Source organism: Streptomyces sp. NPDC041122 (genome assembly GCF_055592445.1).
In genome coordinates this window covers 268,618-286,739 of record NZ_JBVIYQ010000005.1, presented here as the reverse complement: position 1 = coordinate 286,739, position 18,122 = coordinate 268,618, and the positions used below count along the sequence as shown (strand labels likewise).

The following is an 18,122-nucleotide window of genomic DNA, read 5'->3' as shown; positions in this document are numbered from 1 at the left end:
GATCAGTACTCCACATCCTGCGAGCGGCGACGGATGACCGTCACCTCGTCGCGCTGGTTGCCGGTCGGCCCCAGGTAGTTGAAGGCCCAGGTCAACTGCGCGTAGCCGCCCACGAGATGGGTGGGCTTGAGCATGATCCGGGTGAGCGAGTTGTGGATGCCGCCGCGCCGGCCGGTCCGCTCCGTCTTCGGGACGCCGACGGTCCGCTCCTGGGCGTGGTTCATGTAGACCGTCCCCGGCGGCATCTTGTGGGAGACGATCGCGCGGGCCGTGACGACGCCGTTGCGGTTCACGGCCTCGATCCACTCGTTGTCGCGCACACCGATGGCCTCGGCGTCCTGCGGGGACATCCAGACCGTCTGTCCGCCGCGGCCGAGCGTCATCATGTGGAGGTTGTCCTGGTACTGGGAGTGGATCGCCCACTTGTTGTGCGGGGTCAGGAAGCGCACGGCCACCTCCCGGCCGCCGTCCTCACCCGTCCGGGAGCCCAACTCGGGCTCTCCGTAGAGGCGGTGCATGTTCAGCGGGGGCTTGTAGACGGGCAGCGCCTCGCCGACCTCGTGGATCCAGTCGTGGTCGAGGAAGAAGTGCTGGCGCCCGGTGAGCGTGTGCCAGGGCTTGAGGTGCTCGGTGTTGACGGTGAACGCCGTGTAGCGGCGGCCGCCGGACTCGCTGCCCGACCACTCCGGGGAGGTGATGACCGGCACCGGCCGCGCCTGGGTGTCCGCGAACGTGATCCGCTTCCCCTCGGCCTCCGCGGCCAGGTGCGCCATCTCCGTCCCGACGCGCTTCTCCAGCGTCGCGAAGCCCTGGGTGGCCAGCCGGCCGTTGGAGGTCCCGGAGAGCGACAGGATCGCCTCACAGGCCCGCTGGGCGGTGTCCAGGCGCGGCCTGCCGTCGGCCGTGCCGCCGCGCACCGTGCCGTTCTTCGCCTTCAGGTACGCGACCTCCTCGGCGACGTCGAACGTGACCGCCTTCGTGGTGACCCCGAGCCGGTCGACCAGGGGGCCGAGTGCGGCGAACTTCTCGCCGACCGCCCCGTAGTCGCGCTCCACGACGGTCAGGTCGTACATCGTGCGCCCCGGCACCGGATCGCACTCGCCCTTGGACCAGTCGAGCGCGACGCCGCCGGGCTGGGCCATCTCGCCGCCCGGGGTGTCGTGCTGCAGCGCGGTGGCGACGAGGTCGCGGCGCACGCCCAGGTGCTCGCCCGCCAGCTCGCCGAAGCGGCGCGCGAGCGCCAGGAACGCGTCGTAGTCGGTGCGCGCCTGCCACGGCGGGTCCACGGCCGGCGTGAAGGCGTGCAGGAAGGGGTGCATGTCGGTGGAGGACAGGTCGTGCTTCTCGTACCAGGTGGCGGCCGGCAGGACGACGTCGGAGAGCAGCGTCGTGGACGTCATCCGGAAGTCCAGGCAGAGCAGCAGGTCGAGCTTGCCCTCGACGTCCTCGGGCCGCCACCGCACATCGCGCGGCACGCAACGCGGCCCGTCCTCGGGCAGGTTGGAGTGCGTGCCGAGCAGGTGCTTCAGGAAGTACTCGTTGCCCTTGGAGGACGAGCCGAGCAGATTGGCCCGCCATACGTTGAGCACGCGCGGCCAGTTGCCGGGAGCGTCGGGGTCCTCGCCGGCGAAGCCCAGCGTGCCCTCCTCCAGCTCCTTGACGGCGCTCGCCACCGGGTCGTCGGCCGCGCCCAGGTCCAGCGGGTTGCGGTCGAAGGTCGGATACGAGGGCATCCAGCCCATGCGCGCGGAGGCGGCCAGGCAGTCGGCGCCCGACATGCCCTCGAAGCGCCCCTCGCCCAGCGGTGACGCGAGGGATTCGGCGGGCAGGCTGTCGTAGCGCCACTGGTCGGTGTGGAGGTAGAACCAGCCCGCGCCGATCATGTGGCGCGGCGGGCGCCCCCAGTCCGACGCGCTCGCGAGCGTCGCCCAGCCGGTCACCGGCCGGCACTTCTCCTGGCCCACGTAGTGGCCCCAGCCGCCGCCGTTGCGCCCCTGGCAGCCGGTGAGCGTCAGCAGCGCGAGGAAGGCCCGGTAGGTGGTCTCCGCGTGGAACCAGTGGTTGGTCCCCGCGCCCATGAGGATCATGCAGCGCCCCTGGGAGGCCTCGGCCGTCTCGGCGAACTCCCGCGCGACGCGCGCGGCCTGCGCGGCCGGCACGGAGGTGAGGGTCTCCTGCCAGGCCGGGGTGCCCGGCTGGGAGGCGTCCTCGTAGGAGGCGGGCCACTCGCCGGGCAGCCCCGCGCGCGGGACGCCGTACTGGGCGAGCATCAGGTCGTAGACGGTGGTGACGAGCCGGTCGCCGAGGCGCCGGACGGGCACGCCCCGGCGTACGACACCGTTGTCACCCTCGCTCGCGGCGGCATCCTGAGCGCCATGACCGCCCTCGAAGCGGGGCAGCACGATCTCCGCGGTGTCCTCGCCGTACAGGGTGAGCCGGGGCACGGTGTCCCCGAGCTCGAGGTTCCAGTCGGGGGTCTTCGAGGTGCCCCAGCGGTGGCCGAGCGTGCCGTTCGGGACGGTCGGCTCGCCCGTCGCGTCGTCGATCAGGACGGTCTTCCAGCGGGCGTTCTCGGCCGCTTTCCGCTCGTCGTCGAGGTCGGCCGCGGTGAGGAACTTGTGCGGGACGAGTCCGTGCTCGGTCTCGTTGAGAGTGACGAGGAAAGGCAGGTCCGTGTAGCGGCGCACGTAATCCAGGAAGAACGGGGTCTGCCGTTCGACGAAGAATTCACGGAGAATGACGTGCCCCATCGCGAGGGCGAGCGCGCCGTCCGTTCCGGGGTGCGGATGCATCCACTCGTCGGCGAATTTCGTGTTGTCCGCGAAATCCGGCGAGACGGTGACGACTTTCTGTCCTCGATACCGCGCCTCCGTCATCCAGTGCGCGTCGGGCGTTCGCGTCACCGGCACATTGGAGCCCCACATCATCAAATAGGCGGCGTCCCACCAGTCGCCCGACTCCGGTACGTCGGTCTGGTCGCCGAAGACCTGTGGGGAGGCGACGGGGAGATCCGCGTACCAGTCGTAGAAGGAGAGCATCGGGGCGCCGATGAGGGAATGGAAACGGGCGCCCGCCGCGTGCGACGCCATCGACATCGCGGGAATGGGGGAGAAACCGGCGACCCGGTCGGGGCCGTGCTCCTTGATGGTGTGGACGTGCGCCGCCGCGACGATCTCGACGGCCTCGTCCCAGCTCGCCCGCACCAGGCCGCCCTTGCCGCGGGCGCGCTGGTAGCGCCGGCGGCGCTCGGGGTCGCCCTGGATGTCCGCCCAGGCGAGGACCGGGTCCTTCAGCCGCGCCTTCGCCTCCCGGTACATCTCCAGGAGCACGCCGCGCACATGCGGATACCGCACGCGCGTCGGTGAATACGTGTACCAGGAGAAGGAGGCGCCGCGCGGGCATCCGCGGGGTTCGTATTCGGGACGGTCGGGTCCCACGGAGGGATAGTCCGTGGCCTGCGTCTCCCAGGTGATGATGCCGTCCTTGACGTACACCTTCCAGCGGCACGAGCCGGTGCAATTCACGCCGTGCGTGGAATGCACGACCTTGTCGTGGCTCCAGCGATCGCGGTAGAAGGCTTCCCCGTCCCGGCCGCCGGTGCGTCGCACGTGGTGCAGATCCGCGGAAGTCTCCGCGGTCCGGGTGAAGAAACTCCCGGCCTTCACGAGCGTCTCAGCGATGTCTTTCCTCTGCTGCAACGTCATATCTCCCGGCCGTCCCGAAGAAAGGGCCCCACCACATGTGCGGCCTACAACGACCCTAAGCCTGGCGGCGGTTGGGACCCCGGGGTCCAAGGTCCCGTCAAGGGGTGACTTACAGCAGGAATTGTCCGGGCCCTGATGCTGCGAGGCTGAAAGCACCGGGCAGCGGGCCGAGGTGCTGAGAGGCTGAACGCATGGGCAGGAAGAGACGGGGCGGACTCCACACGTGGCTGCCGAACCAGCACGGCGCGTGGGCGATGCTCGCGGTGCCGTTCACGGCGGGCGTGTTCCTCGGCGACGGCCCCGGCACCGGACCGCGCTGGGCCCATCTGCCGCTGTTCGTCGCCTGGTTGACGGGGTACGTCGCCGCCTTCCACGCCCAGCAGTGGCTCCGGCTGCGCCGCCTCTCCCGCAACCCGCGCGCCCCGCGCCGCCATGTGCGGCCCGCCCTGGTGTCGGCGGCGGTGTGCGCGGTCTGCGGGGTGCCGCTCCTGTTCACGTACCCCTGGCTGCTGCTCGCGGCCTGCTGCGCCGCGCCCTTCGTGGCCGTGAACACGCTCTACGCGTGGCGCAACAAGGAGCGGGCCCTGCTCAACGGCCTGGCGGCGGTGGTCCCCGCCTGCGGCATGCTCCTCGTCACGCTGCGGCTGGGCGGCGGATCCCTCGCCGACGGCTGGCGCCCGGCCCTCGCCTGCCTGCTGTTCTTCGCGGGCACGGTGCCGTACGTGAAGACGATGATCCGGGAGCGCGACTCCCGCGCGTACCACCGGGCGTCGGTGACGTACCACGTGCTCGCGGTGCCCGCGGCGTACGCGCTGAACCCGTGGCTCGCGCTCCTCTTCGCCGGCTACCTGGCCCGCGCGGCGCTGCTGCCCGGCAGGGGCGTGCGGGTGCCGGTGGTCGGGGCGGTGGAGGTGATGGGCGCCGTGCTGCTCCTGGCGGGGCTGCTGCTGGTGTTCTGACGGCGCCGGAGCAGGCCCTTCGGCGCAAGGGCCGGATCAGAGCAGGCCCTTCAGCGCCGGGCCCTGATCAGAGCAGGCCCTTCCGCGTCAGGTGGTTGAAGAACAGCCACCCCGGAAGCACCGGCAGCCAGAGCGTGAGCAGCCGGAAGAGCAGCACGGCGGGCGCCGCCACGTCCTTGGGCACCCCCACCGCGATCAGACCGAAGGTCAGCGTCGCCTCGACCGCGCCCACACCGCCCGGTGTCGGCGCCGCCGAGCCCAGCGCGTTGCCCGCGAGGAAGACGACGGCGACGCTCGCCAGGCTCAGCGACGTCATCTCCTCGTTGCCGAAGGCCCGTACCGAGGCGTCCAGGCAGAGCACGAACATCAGGGTGAGCAGCAGCATCCCGCCGATGCCGGTGAGCAGCTTCTGCGGGCGCTGCAGCACGTCCAGCATGCGCGGCACGACACCGGCGAAGAGCGAGCGCACGCGCGTGACGACGAATTTGCGCAGGAAAGGGATCGCGGTCACCACGAGGACGAGCACCGCGACCGACAGCAGACCGGCGATGACGGTGCGGGACGGCGTGAACGAGGGGGTCTTCTCCGTCCCCGTCAGATAGCCGAAGATCAGCAGCAGCAGGATGTGCGAGCCGAGCCCGAAGAGCTGCGAGGCGCCGACGCTCGCCACCGCGAGCCCCGACCGCACCCCGGAGCGCTGCAGGAACCGGGTGTTCAGCGCGACGCCGCCGACCGCCGCGGGCGCCACGATCTTCACGAACGACCCGGCGACCTGCGCCGCCACCGCCCGCAGGAACGGCACCCGCTCCGGCACGAAGCCGAGCAGGCTCATCGCGGCGGCGAAGTAGCTCAGCGCGGAGAAGCCCACCGCGGCCGCCACCCAGCCCCACTGCGCCTCCTGGAAGAGCGTGCCGAACTCGACGTGGGTGAGCTGCGACAGCAGGAAGTACGCGCCGATGGCACCGGCGATGAAACTGATCAGCGTGCGCGGCCTGATGCGCTCCAGCTGCGCCGGCTCGACCGGCGCCGCCGGGCGGATGAGCAGCACCTGATGGCGGATCTGGGTGAGCAGGTCCTCCTCGCGGGCCTGGTCCAGGGCGTCGTCTATGGCCTGCTTCTCGGCCTGCCGCTCCTGCTTGGCCGCCTGCTTCTCCTGCTTCTGCGACGGCTTCGGTGCGGGCTCGTCCTCCGGCAGCTCCGCGCGCGCGGTCTGCTTGGACCTGCGGGAGGCATCCAGGACGGCCTCACGCTCGCGCTGGGAGCGTTCCCGGGCCAGCCTGCGCAGGGTGGAGCGGGTGGACCGGGTGAGGGCGATGGGCTGCAACAGCGGCAGACAGTCGGCCACCGCGTCCGGCCCGAGGATCTCGACGGCGGCGGCCACCGCGCGCTCGGCGCCCACCCGCAGGCCGAGGGCGGTCAGCAGCTGCGCGATGTCCATGCGCAGGACCAGGTCGCCCGCGGCGATCTCGCCACCGCGCAGGTCCGTGAGGATCACATTGCCGGAACGATCCACCAGGACGGCGTCGCCCGTGAGCCTGCGGTGCGCGATCCGCCGCGACTGCAGGGCCTGCACCTGACGCCAGGTGTCGCGCAGCAGCTCATCGGTGACGGCGTCGTCCGGCAGCGAGTCCAGGGTGCGGCCGCCGGTGTGCTCGTAGACGAGGATCACGGCGTCCGGGCCGAGCTCGGACGTGGCGATCAGCTTGGGCGCGTTCGCCCCGGCCGCGATGGCCGCGTACGCGAGGAGCGCCTCCTGCTCGAGCGCCTGCCGCAGCGACTGCAGACTGCGCCGCTGGGTGATGCCCCGCAGGGTGAGCCGGCGCCAGACGCGGTAGAAGAAGCCCTGCGCCTGTTGCTCGCGGTCGATGACCGTGACGTCCAGCGGCGGGCCGTCCTCCAGGGTGACGAAATAGCGGCGGCCGCGGTCGCCGTGCTCGCTGTCCGGGGACTCCTCGCGGGCGGCGCTCACCGGGTGGAAGCCGACGTGCCGCAGGCCGGCGAGGAGCGTCTGGCCGGTCGGTCGTACGTTCGGCGAGCCGACGGCGTAGAGCGTGCCGTACGCCACCGCCCAGCCGATCAGCACCGTCAGGATGATCGAGAACGGCGTCGTGTAGCCGGTCACCAGCATGGTGAACGCGTCGAGCAGCAGCACCACGAAGAGGACCAGGCGCCAGCGCGGTCTGCGGGACATCCCGACGGCCGTCATGTAGGCGATGACGGGCGCGAGGTAGCCGTGCACCGGATCGGTGAAGGCGTGCACGTCCGCGGGGGACGGCTTGGTCAGCGCGTCCTGGATGGAGTCGGGGGCACCCTTGGCGACCCACAGGTCGGTGGCGAGCGTCACGCCATGGGCGAGGACGGCGGCCAGCACGCCGTCGGCGATGCGCAGCCCGTCCCGTTTGATCAGCCGTTCGATCGCGAACGCCACCGGGACGAGCAGCACCCCGATGCTGGCGATCAGACCCGCCACCTTGATCAGCAGGTCGGGGGCCTGCTCGGTGCCCTTGTCGATGTCCTGTTCGAGCCCGGACGTGGTGCCGTGGGCGAACGCGGCGATGGCGAGCAGCACCGCGATGGCGAGCACGCCGACGAGGAGCCGCATGAGGTCGGAGGGACGGTGCACGCGCGCGGCGAGGAGCGGTTCGTCGCGCGCGACGCGGTCGGTGTGCGACTCGCCCTCGTCGGCGCAGCCGGGCTCGTCCGCCCGCTCGGTCCGCTCGATCCGCTCGGTCTTCTCGGGCTCGGTCTTGTCGGTCTCGTCGGTCTTCAGGGTGTTCTCACCGGTGTCCGGGTGCGACTCGGACGCAGAGGTGCCCGCCTTGTCATCGGGATGCACGCCCTGCCGCTCCGTCGTCTCTTCTTGATCTCGTATCACCTGTCACCGCCCGCACGATGGTGGCATGTCCGGCCCGCGGAGGGGGGCATCAGGGGGCAACGCAAGGACGCGAAGTGGTCACGAAACGACACTTTGTGCCCTGTCACGGGGCCCGCGGCACGCTCCGTGCGGGGCTCGTCACCCTGTCGGTGGCGTACGGCAGGATGGTCCGGATGAGCGAGGAAAGCCAGGCGCTGCCGGAGTACGCGGAGCGGGTTCTCGAGGTCGCGGAGCTGATCCCGCCGGGTCGGGTGATGACGTACGGGGACGTCGCCGAGTGGCTCGAGGAAGGCGGCCCGCGACAGGTCGGACGCGTGATGGCCCTCTACGGAGGGGGCGTCCCGTGGTGGCGTGTGGTGCGCTCGGACGGCGTCCTGCTGCCGGGCCACGAACTGCGGGCCCTGGAGCGCTACCGGGAGGAGGGCACACCCCTGCGGCAGGCCTCGCGCGCCGCCCAGGGGCACGTCCCGAAGCTCGACATGCGGCGGGCGCGGTGGGACGGCGAGGGCGCGCACGCGCGCGCCGAGGCGGGCTCGGCGGGCGGCGGCGCGGCGGGCGGCGTGGCGGCGGGCGGCCCGGGGGCGGACGACACCACGGACGACGTCGCGGGTGACGCTCGCCCGCAGGCTCCGGAGGCTCACACCTGACAGCTTCCGGCATCGGGCGGCCCGGCGGGGGACCGGTGGCCCGTACGGGGGAAGCCACGCGTCCTCCTCGCCCACTGGCGTAGCGTCGACGTCACGCATCCCCTTCACCCCGCGGCCGTCGCGCAGCCGCTCTTCGACCAGCAGACCCACCAGGACCGGCGACCCACGTGAGTTCCCCCTCTTCCACTCGGCACATCCGGCACCCGTCGCACCATCCGGTACGACAGGGGGCCAAGGATGGCTACCGACTGGTGCGTACGCCACCGGCGCCGGTGGCCCCCCCTCGCCTGGACGCAGGTCAGCGCCGTGTGGTTGACCACGAGGGCGGACCGATGCTGGTGCTGGCAGGCCCGGGCACGGGCAAGACGACCACGCTCGTGGAGGCCGTCGCCGAGCGCGTCGCGCGGGGCGGGGACCCGGCGCGCGTCCTGGTGCTGACCTTCAGCCGCAAGGCCGCGGTGGAGCTGCGCGACCGCATGGCACTGCGCGTCGGGGCGGCGCACGCCCCGCAGGCCACCACCTTCCACTCCTTCTGCTACGCCCTGGTCCGCGCCCACCAGGACGCCGAACTGTTCGTGGAGCCGCTGCGGCTCCTGTCGGGTCCCGAACAGGACGTGGCGGTACGTGAGCTCCTCGCGGGCCAGATCGACCTCGCGCAGGAGGGACACGGGCACATCCGCTGGCCCGACGAACTGCGCGCCTGCCTGACCACCCGCGGCTTCGCCGACGAGGTCCGCGCGGTGCTCGCCCGCAGCCGCGAGCTGGGGCTCGGACCGGACGCCTTGGACGCCTTCGCGCGCCGCAGCGGACGGCCCGACTGGGGCGCGGCCGCGGCCTTCCTCGCCGAGTACCTGGACGTCCTCGACCTCCAGGGGGTCCTCGACTACGCGGAACTGGTGCACCGCGCGGTGCTGCTCGCCCGCCGCCCCGAGGTGGCGCGGGCGCTCGGCGCGCAGTACGACGCCGTCTTCGTCGACGAGTACCAGGACACCGACCCGGCGCAGGTGCGGCTGCTGCACGCGCTCGCCGGGGGCGGCCGCACGCTCGTCGCCTTCGGCGATCCCGACCAGTCGATCTACACGTTCCGGGGCGCCGACGTGAACGGCATCCTGGAGTTCCCGCACGACTTCCCGCGTGCGGACGGCACACCGGCGCCGGTCGAGGTCCTGACGACGTCCCGCAGGTCGGGCGCGGAGCTCCTCGGCGCCACCCGGCTGCTGACCCGGCGCATGCCGCTGACCCGGCTGCCCGCGGCGAAGGTGCGGGCCCACCGGGAGCTGGCCCCGGTCAGGGAGGGCGGCCGCGTCGAGGTGTACACGTACCCGACGGCCGGCACGGAGCTCGACAACATCGCGGACATCCTGCGCCGCGCGCACCTGGAGGACGGGGTCCCGTGGGGTGACATGGCCGTGCTCGTCCGTGCGGGCGCCCGCACGATTCCCGCGGTGCGCCGCAGCCTGAGCGCGGCGGGCGTCCCCCTGGAGATCGACGGCGACGACATCGCCCTGCGCCACGAGCCGGCGGTGACGCCGCTGCTGACGGCGCTGCGGGTGGTGGCGACGGCGGTGGCCACGGAGGCGGACGGGGAGGTCTCCCACGGGGGCGCGCTGGAGGGCGAGGGCTTCGAGGGAGAGCTCTCCGGAGACGAGCTCTCCCAAGGCGAGTTCTCCGAAGGAGACGTTCCCGAAAACGGGCTCTCCGGAGACGACGCCGAAGAGGCCGCTCCGGACGGGGCGGGTGACGGGGCCGGTGGAGGGACGGACGACGATACGGAAGGTGCCGCCCCGCACCCGGCGGCAGCCACCGTGCACCCGGCGGCAGCCACTGAGGCCCCAGGGGCAGCCACCGCGTCCGCCGTATCCGCCGCCCCCGCCTGGCTCGACACCGAGACCGCGCTCACGCTGCTCACCTCGCCGCTGGCCGGCATGGACGCCGCCGATCTGCGGCGGCTCGGCCGCGCCCTGCGCGAGGAGGAGCGCGCGGCGGGCAACCACGTGCCGCCGCCCTCCGACGAGCTGCTCGCCCGCGCCCTCGCCGAGCCGGAGCGCCTCGTCGCGCACGACCCGACGTACGCCCGCGGCGCCCAGCGGCTCGGCACGCTGCTCCGCAAGGCCCGCGAGCGCCTCGCGGGCGGCGGCACCGCCGAGGAGGCGCTGTGGGAGCTCTGGGACGGCACGCCGTGGCCCAGGCGCCTGGAGCGCACCGCGCGGCGCGGCGGCGCGGCGGGCCGCAACGCCGACCGCGACCTCGACGCGGTGTGCGCCCTGTTCGCCGCGGCGGCCCGCGCGGAGGAGCGCACCGGCGGCCGCGGCGCCCTCAACTTCCTGGAGGAGACCGAGGCGCAGGACATCGCCGCCGACACGCTCACCCGCCGGGCGGCCCGCCCCGACGCCGTACGCCTGATGACCGCGCACCGCTCCAAGGGCCTGGAGTGGCGGCTCGTCGTGGTCGCGGGCGTCCAGGAGGGCCTCTGGCCCGACCTGCGCCGCCGCGGCTCCCTCCTGGAGGCCGACCGCATCGGCCGCGACGGCCTCGCCGAGCCCCTCACCCCGGGGGCGCTCCTGGCCGAAGAGCGGCGGCTGTTCTACGTCGCCGCCACACGCGCGCGTGAGCGCCTCGTCGTGACTGCCGTGAAGGCGCCCGCCGACGACGGCGACCAGCCGTCCCGCTTCCTCACCGAACTCGGCGTCGAACCCAAGGACATAACGGGCCGCCCGCGCCGCCCCCTGTCCGTCGCCGCGCTCGTCGCCGAGCTGCGCGCCACCACCGTCGACCCGCGCGTGAGCGACACCCTGCGCGAGGCGGCAGCCCAGCGCCTGGCCCGGCTGGCCGCGCTCAGCGACGCCGACGGCCGTCCCCTCGTACCGGCCGCGCACCCCTACCGCTGGTGGGGCATGTATGAACCGACGGTGAGCGAGGTGCCCCTGAGGGACCGCGACAAGCCCGTCGTGCTCTCCGGGAGCGCCCTCGACCAGCTCGCCAACACCTGCTCCCTGCAGTGGTTCCTGGGCCGCGAGGTCAAGGCGGACGCCCCGGCCACCGCAGCCCAGGGCTTCGGCAACGTGGTGCACGTCCTGGCCGACGAGGTCGCCTCCGGACGCACCCCCGCCGACCTCGCCGTCCTCATGGCGCGCCTCGACTCGGTGTGGGACGCGCTCGCCTTCGACGCCCCCTGGAAGTCGGCGCAGGAGAAGGAGCACGCACGCGTGGCGCTGGAGCGCTTCCTCCAGTGGCACGTGATGGACCGCGCGAGCCGCACCCCCGTCGCCAGCGAGCACGACTTCGACGTGACCCTGGAGGCCGGTCCCTACGAAGTCCGGGTGCGGGGCTCCATGGACCGCGTCGAACAGGACGCGGAAGGCCGTGCCTACGTAGTGGACTTCAAGACCGGCAAGCAGGCCCCGACCTCCGCCGAGGTCGCCCGCCACCCGCAGCTCGCCGTCTACCAGCTGGCGGTCCGCGAGGGCGCCGCCGACGACCTCTTCGACGGCGTACGCCCACAGCCGGGCGGCGCCGAACTGGTCCAGCTGCGCCAGGGCGCCGCCAAGAAGAACGGCGGCGAGAGCCTCCCCAAGGTGCAGGCCCAGGAGGCGCTCTCCGGGGAGTGGATCGGCGACCTCCTCGCGACGGCGGCGGGCAAGGTGCTCGACGAACGGTTCACGCCCACCACTGGCCAGCACTGCACCCACTGCGCGTTCCGCGCCTCGTGCAGCGCCCTCCCGGAGGGGCGCCACGTCGTGGAATGACCCAGGCGCGGCCCTCGGGCGCGGCCCCGGGCACACCAGTGGCAATTGTCACGTCGGCCACCTGGCGACGTAGCAGCACCGCCGCCGATCTAAAGTCACTGTAAAGACATGCTGTGCGCCGCCTGTTGGTGCACCTTTTCTAGGAGATACGCGTATATGGCAGCCAATCGGAAGCTCCTGGCAGTGGCCGTCGTCTGCGCCGCCGCCGTCATCGGCGTGACGGGCTGCAGCAGCGACAGCGGCGACAAGGACCCCTTCGACGGCATGAGCGCCGACAAGATCGCCGACAAGGCGTCCAAGGCGTCCAAGGACGCCGGGTCCTACACGATGCAGGGCCGAATGAAGCAGGGCGGACAGACGAGCGACATCGAGTTCGCCGTCGCCAAGTCCGGCGACTGCAAGGGCACGATGGGCTCGGCCAAGTCGGGCAAGGCCGAGTTCCTGTCCGTCGGGGAGTTCCAGTACTCCAAGGGCGACGACAAGTTCTGGGAAGCCAAGGGCGGCGGCTCGACGGCCGAACTCCTCAAGGGCCGCTGGGTGAAGCAGCCCACCCAGGGCGGCAAGCCCATCTGCAACCCGGACGACATGTTCAGCAACAAGAACCTCAAGCAGCTGAAGCGCGAGGACGACGCCGACGTCGACGGCAAGAAGGCCGCCGTCCTCACCCGCACGAAGAAGGGCGAGACCACCACCTTCTACGTGGCGATGGAGGGCAAGCCCTACTTCCTGAAGGTCGTCAACAAGGGTAAGGAGGGCCCCGGCACCGTGACGTTCGCCGACTACGGCAAGGCCGTCGAGGTCAAGGCCCCGCCGGCCGACCAGGTCGTCGACCCGAAGAAGCTGGGTTCGGCCTCCTGATCCCACGCTCCTGACCTGACGCTCCTCATGAGCGGGCGGTGGCCGCCCGCAGCCGGGCCGGCCCCGGTTGTCGGTGGCCACCGCTAGCCTCTCTGACGTGTCACCTCGCCTCACCGATCCCGAGCAGCTCAAGGAGCTCCTCGGCATCCCGTTCACCCCGGAGCAGACGGCCTGCATCACCGCGCCGCCCGCCCCGCAGGTGATCGTGGCCGGAGCCGGCTCCGGCAAGACGACGGTGATGGCGGCCCGCGTGGTGTGGCTGGTCGGCACCGGCCAGGTCGCCCCCGAGCAGGTGCTCGGCCTGACGTTCACCAACAAGGCGGCGGGCGAGCTCGCCGAGCGTGTGCGCCAGGCCCTCGTCAAGGCGGGCGTCACCGACCCCGACGCGGTCGACCCGGACAACCCGCCGGGCGAGCCGGTCATCTCCACGTACCACGCGTTCGCGGGCCGTCTCCTGACCGACCACGGCCTGCGCATCGGCCTGGAGCCCAGCTCCCGGCTGCTCGCCGACGCCACCCGCTTCCAGCTCGCCGCCCGCGTGCTGCGCGAGGCCCCCGGCCCCTACCCCGCCCTCACCCGGTCCTTCCCCGACCTCGTCAGCGACCTCCTCGCCCTCGACGGCGAGCTCGCCGAGCACCTCGTGCGCCCCGAGCGGCTCCGCGCGTACGACACCGAGCTGCTGGCGGCCCTGGAGGACGCCAAGCTCTCCAACGCCGACCTGCGCAAGGTTCCCGAGACCGCCGCGGCCCGGCTCGAACTGACCGAGCTCGTCGGCCACTACCGCGCGGCCAAGCGCTCCCGCGACCTCCTCGACTTCGGTGACCAGATCGCCCTCTCCGCGACGCTGGCCCGCACCCGCGCGGAGGTCGGCGAGATCCTCCGCGAGGAGTTCCGCGTCGTCCTCCTCGACGAGTACCAGGACACCTCGGTCGCCCAGCGCATCCTCCTGTCCGGCCTCTTCGGCGGCGGCACCGGACACCCGGTGACCGCCGTCGGCGACCCCTGCCAGGCCATCTACGGCTGGCGCGGCGCCTCGGTGGCCAACCTCGACGACTTCCCCGAGCACTTCGCGTACGCCGACGGCAGCCCCGCCACCCGCCACGCGCTCAGCGAGAACCGCCGCAGCGGCGGCCGCCTCCTGGACCTCGCCAACGGCCTCGCCGAGCCCCTGCGCGCCATGCACGCGGGCGTGGAGGCCCTGCGGCCCGCACCCGGCGCCGAGCGCGACGGCGTGGTGCGCTGCGCCCTGCTGCGCACCCACGCCGAGGAGATCGACTGGCTCGGCGACTCCATCGCCCACCTGGTGCGCACCGGCAAGGCGCCCGGCGAGATCGCCGTCCTGTGCCGCACCGCGACGGACTTCGCCGAGATCCAGCGCGCGCTCGTCGCCCGCGACATCCCCGTGGAGGTCGTCGGCCTCTCCGGGCTGCTGCACCTCCCGGAGGTCGCCGACCTCGTCGCCGTCTGCGAGGTCCTCCAGGACCCGGGGGCCAACTCCTCCCTGGTGCGGCTCCTGACCGGCCCGCGCTGGCGCATCGGCGCCCGCGACCTCGCCCTCCTGGGCCGCCGCGCCCGCCTCCTGGTCCGGCCCGGACACGCGGCGCCGGACGACCCGGACCGCCGTCTCGCCGAGGCCGTCGAGGGGGTCGACCCGGCCGAGGTGATATCGCTCGCGGACGCGCTGGACACCTTCCTGGAGTCGCCCCTGGAGCCGGACGACGTCTCCGGAGGAGACGACGGGCTGCCCTTCTCGGCCGACGCCCGGGTGCGCTTCGCGCGCCTCGCCGCGGAACTGCGCGAGCTGCGCCGGTCGCTCTCCGACCCGCTGATGGACGTGCTGCACCGCGTGCTCGCCGTCACCGGCCTGGAGGTCGAGCTCTCGGCGTCCCCCGGGGCGCTGGCGGCCCGCCGCCGGGAGACCCTCTCGAACTTCCTGGATGTCGCCGCCTCCTTCGCCGCGCACGACAACGGCGCCACGCTCCTGGCCTTCCTCGGCTTCCTGCGCACCGCCGCCCAGTACGAGAAGGGCCTCGACAACGCCCTGCCGGGCGGCGAGAACACCGTCAAGGTGCTCACCGCCCACAAGTCCAAGGGCCTGGAGTGGGACGTCGTCGCCGTCCCCGGCCTGGTCGACGGCGTCTTCCCGAGCACCAAGGGACGCGAGAAGTGGACCTCGCAGGCCAAGGTCGTCCCGCACGAACTGCGCGGCGACGCGGCCACGCTCCCCGACGTCGACGCGTGGGACGCCAAGGGCATGAAGGCCTTCCACGAGGCGATGAAGGACCACCAGCACACCGAGGAGCTCCGCCTCAGCTACGTGACGTTCACCCGCCCCCGCTCCCTGCTCCTCGGCTCGGGGCACTGGTGGGGGCCCTCCCAGAAGAAGCCACGCGGCCCCTCGGACTTCCTCCTGGCCCTGCACGACCACTGCGCGGCGGGCCATGGCGAGATCGAGGCCTGGGCGGACGAGCCGGCCGAGGACGAGGAGAACCCCGCCCTGCGGGAGGCGACCGGTGACCAGGCGTGGCCGCTCCCGCTGGACGACGACGCCCTGGCCCGCCGCCGCGCCGCCGCGCGGACCGTCCTCGCCCACCTGGACCGGCTCACGGGCGAGGACGCGGTGGCGCCCACCGGCGCGGGGACCGCGGAGCACGCCCGCTCCCACGCGGAGGCCCACCCGTCGGCGTACGACGACGTGCCCCCGGCCGACGACCCCGAATGGCCGCCCCCTCCGGAGGACGACGAGCCCCCCTACGAAGAGGTGCCCTACGAAGAGGCCCCCTACGTAGAGGCCGGTCTCCCCGATGCCGACCCGACCGACTGGGAGTCACTGGCGACGGAGCGCCCGACGGTCCCACATCCCGCGGCCACACCGGGCGACGCGTCCACACACCCCGACGCCCCGGCCGAGGGGGACCCGGCGCGCGGGCCCGCCGCCAGTGAGCACGCCCACGCGCGCGGCCCCGCCTCCGGTGAGCACGCCCACGCACGCGTGCCGCACCCCGCCCCCGCACCCGACGCCCGTCCCCACCCCGCCGACGGCGCCCCGGTGACCCGCCCCGCTCCCCAGGAGCCGGGCCTCGCCCCCCGCCTCACCCCGGAGGAGGCCCGCACCCTCGCCTCCTGGGACCGCGACCTGGACGCCCTCACCGGAGAACTCCTGCGCGCCCGCGAGGCGGTCAGGGACATCCCCGTGCCGGCCTCGCTCACCGCGTCCGAGCTGATGCGCCTGGCCGCCGACCCCGAGGGCTTCGCGCGGGACCTGGCCCGTCCCATGCCGCACCCGCCGCAGCCCGCGGCCCGCCGCGGCACCCGCTTCCACGCCTGGATCGAGTCCCGCTTCGAAGAGCTCACCCTGCCGATGCTCCCCCCGGAGGAGCTGCCGGGCGGCGGCCCGGACGAGGCCGAGATCGCCGACGAGCGCGACCTGGAGGCCCTCAAGGAAGCCTTCGAACGCACCGAGTACGCGCACCGCGCGCCGTACCGCGTGGAGGTCCCCTTCCAGTTCGTCATCGCGGGCCGTGTCATCAGGGGCCGCATCGACGCGGTCTACAAGGAAGGCGACGGTCCCGGCACGACGTACGAGATCGTCGACTGGAAGACCAGCCGCACCCGTACCGCCGACCCCCTCCAGCTCGCCGTCTACCGCCTCGCCTGGGCCGAGCAGCAGGGCGTCCCCCTGGAGTCGGTGAAGGCGGCCTTCCTCTATGTCCGCAGCGGGGAGACCGCGCGCCCGCGGAACCTCCCGGACCGGGCCCGGCTGGAGCGCATCCTCCTGGACGAGCCGACCGCCGCTCCGGACGGAGACCCGGCGGACCATCCGCCGGACGAGACCGCCCCGGATGGCGGATAGGCTCGTGACCATGAGCGAGACACCGGACAGCGCCGTCCGCACGTACATCGAGAACCACCGTGCCGCCTTCCTCGACGACCTCGCCGAGTGGCTGCGCATCCCGTCCGTGTCGGCCCAGCCCGACCATGCCGGGGACGTGCGCGCCAGCGCCGAGTGGCTCGCCGCCCAGCTCGAGGAGACCGGGTTCCCGGTCGCGGAGATCTGGGAGACGCCCGGGGCGCCCGCCGTCTTCGCCGAGTGGTCCTCCGGCGATCCGCAGGCACCCACGGTCCTCGTCTACGGCCACCACGACGTGCAGCCCGCGGCCCGCGAGGACGGCTGGGACACCGACCCCTTCGACCCCGTCGTCAAGGGAAACCGGCTGCACGCGCGCGGGGCGGCCGACGACAAGGGCCAGGTCTTCTTCCACACGCTCGGCGTCCGCGCCCACCTCGCCGCCACCGGCCGCACCGCGCCCGCGGTCAACCTCAAGCTGCTGATCGAGGGCGAGGAGGAGTCCGGGTCCCCGCGCTTCCGCGCGCTCATCGAGGCCCGGAAGGACCGCCTGGCGGCCGACGCCGTGATCGTCTCGGACACCGGCATGTGGTCGGAGGACACCCCGACCGTCTGCACGGGCATGCGCGGCCTCACCGAGTGCGAGATCGAGCTGCACGGTCCCGACCAGGACATCCACTCCGGCTCCTTCGGCGGTGCCGTCCCGAACCCGGCCACCGAGGTGGCCCGCCTCGTCGCCGGCCTCCACGACGAGCACGCGCGCGTGGCGATCCCCGGCTTCTACGACGGCATCACCGAGCTCACCGACCGCGAGCGCGAACTCTTCGCCGAGCTGCCCTTCGACGAGGAGAGCTGGCTGCGCACGGCCAAGTCCCGCAGCGCCCACGGCGAGGCCGGGCACACCACCCTGGAGCGCATCTGGGCCCGCCCGACCGCCGAGGTCAACGGCATCGGCGGCGGCTACCAGGGCGCGGGCAGCAAGACGATCATCCCGTCGTCCGCCTTCGTGAAGCTGTCCTTCCGGCTGGTCGCCGGCCAGGACGCGGACCGCGTCGAGGACGCCGTACGCGCGTGGGCCGCCGACCGCGTCCCCGCGGGCATCCGCCACACCGTCACCTTCAGCGCGGGCACGCGCCCGTGCCTGACCCCGCTCGACCACCCCGCCCTGCAGTCCGTCGCCCGCGCGATGGGCCGCGCCTTCGAACAGAAGATCCGCTTCACGCGCGAGGGCGGTTCGGGGCCGGCGGCCGACCTCCAGGACGTCCTCGCCGTGCCCGTGCTCTTCCTCGGCATCTCCGTCCCGTCCGACGGCTGGCACGCGCCGAACGAGAAGGTCGAGATCGACCTGCTGCTCAAGGGCGTCGAGACGACGGCCTACCTGTGGGGCGACCTCGCGGAGCACTGGCGCGATGCCCGCTGAAGCCCGCGCCGCGGCCCCACCGGCCACCGCGCACGTCCCGCCGCACGCCCTGCTGAACCACCCATT

General features: G+C 73.1%; 8 protein-coding genes. 6 read left to right on the top strand and 2 right to left on the bottom strand.

Annotated features, from left to right (window positions below; translation table 11 throughout):
• Positions 1-2: 2 nt before the first annotated feature.
• The gene (locus ACZ6B8_RS20140) at positions 3-3,704 is read right to left on the bottom strand and encodes a nitrate reductase subunit alpha (RefSeq protein ID WP_471608055.1); all 3,702 of its coding nucleotides are present in this window, start codon (positions 3,702-3,704) and stop codon (positions 3-5) included.
• A 191-nt stretch (positions 3,705-3,895) separates the two neighbouring features.
• Between ACZ6B8_RS20140 and ACZ6B8_RS20135 the strand changes: the two genes are divergently transcribed.
• On the top strand, positions 3,896-4,663 hold the full coding sequence (locus ACZ6B8_RS20135; RefSeq protein ID WP_471608054.1) for a YwiC-like family protein: 768 nt from the start codon (positions 3,896-3,898) through the stop codon (positions 4,661-4,663).
• Positions 4,664-4,730: 67 nt separating this feature from the next.
• Here the strand turns inward: ACZ6B8_RS20135 and ACZ6B8_RS20130 are convergent, their stop codons facing one another.
• Complete coding sequence (locus ACZ6B8_RS20130; protein WP_471608053.1) at positions 4,731-7,538, bottom strand: lysylphosphatidylglycerol synthase domain-containing protein; 2,808 nt, start codon at positions 7,536-7,538, stop codon at positions 4,731-4,733.
• A 164-nt stretch (positions 7,539-7,702) separates the two neighbouring features.
• On the opposite strand from ACZ6B8_RS20130, the gene ACZ6B8_RS20125 reads away from it, so the two are divergent.
• The 5 genes from ACZ6B8_RS20125 to ACZ6B8_RS20105 all read left to right on the top strand — a co-directional run bounded on the left by ACZ6B8_RS20125 (position 7,703) and on the right by ACZ6B8_RS20105 (position 18,056).
• Positions 7,703-8,185 (top strand): MGMT family protein, encoded by a 483-nt coding sequence (locus tag ACZ6B8_RS20125; RefSeq protein WP_471608183.1) that lies wholly within the window; start codon positions 7,703-7,705, stop codon positions 8,183-8,185.
• A 167-nt stretch (positions 8,186-8,352) separates the two neighbouring features.
• Positions 8,353-11,931, top strand: a complete 3,579-nt coding sequence (locus ACZ6B8_RS20120; RefSeq protein WP_471608052.1) for an ATP-dependent helicase — start codon at positions 8,353-8,355, stop codon at positions 11,929-11,931.
• A 156-nt stretch (positions 11,932-12,087) separates the two neighbouring features.
• Complete coding sequence (locus ACZ6B8_RS20115; RefSeq protein WP_471079180.1) at positions 12,088-12,789, top strand: hypothetical protein; 702 nt, start codon at positions 12,088-12,090, stop codon at positions 12,787-12,789.
• 97 nt (positions 12,790-12,886) lie between these two features.
• Positions 12,887-16,642: a UvrD-helicase domain-containing protein gene (locus ACZ6B8_RS20110; protein ID WP_471608051.1), complete on the top strand. Its 3,756-nt coding sequence runs from the start codon at positions 12,887-12,889 to the stop codon at positions 16,640-16,642.
• Positions 16,643-16,652: 10 nt separating this feature from the next.
• Entirely contained in the window at positions 16,653-18,056 is a 1,404-nt protein-coding gene (locus ACZ6B8_RS20105) for a dipeptidase (protein ID WP_471608050.1), read from the top strand.
• Positions 18,057-18,122: the final 66 nt, after the last annotated feature.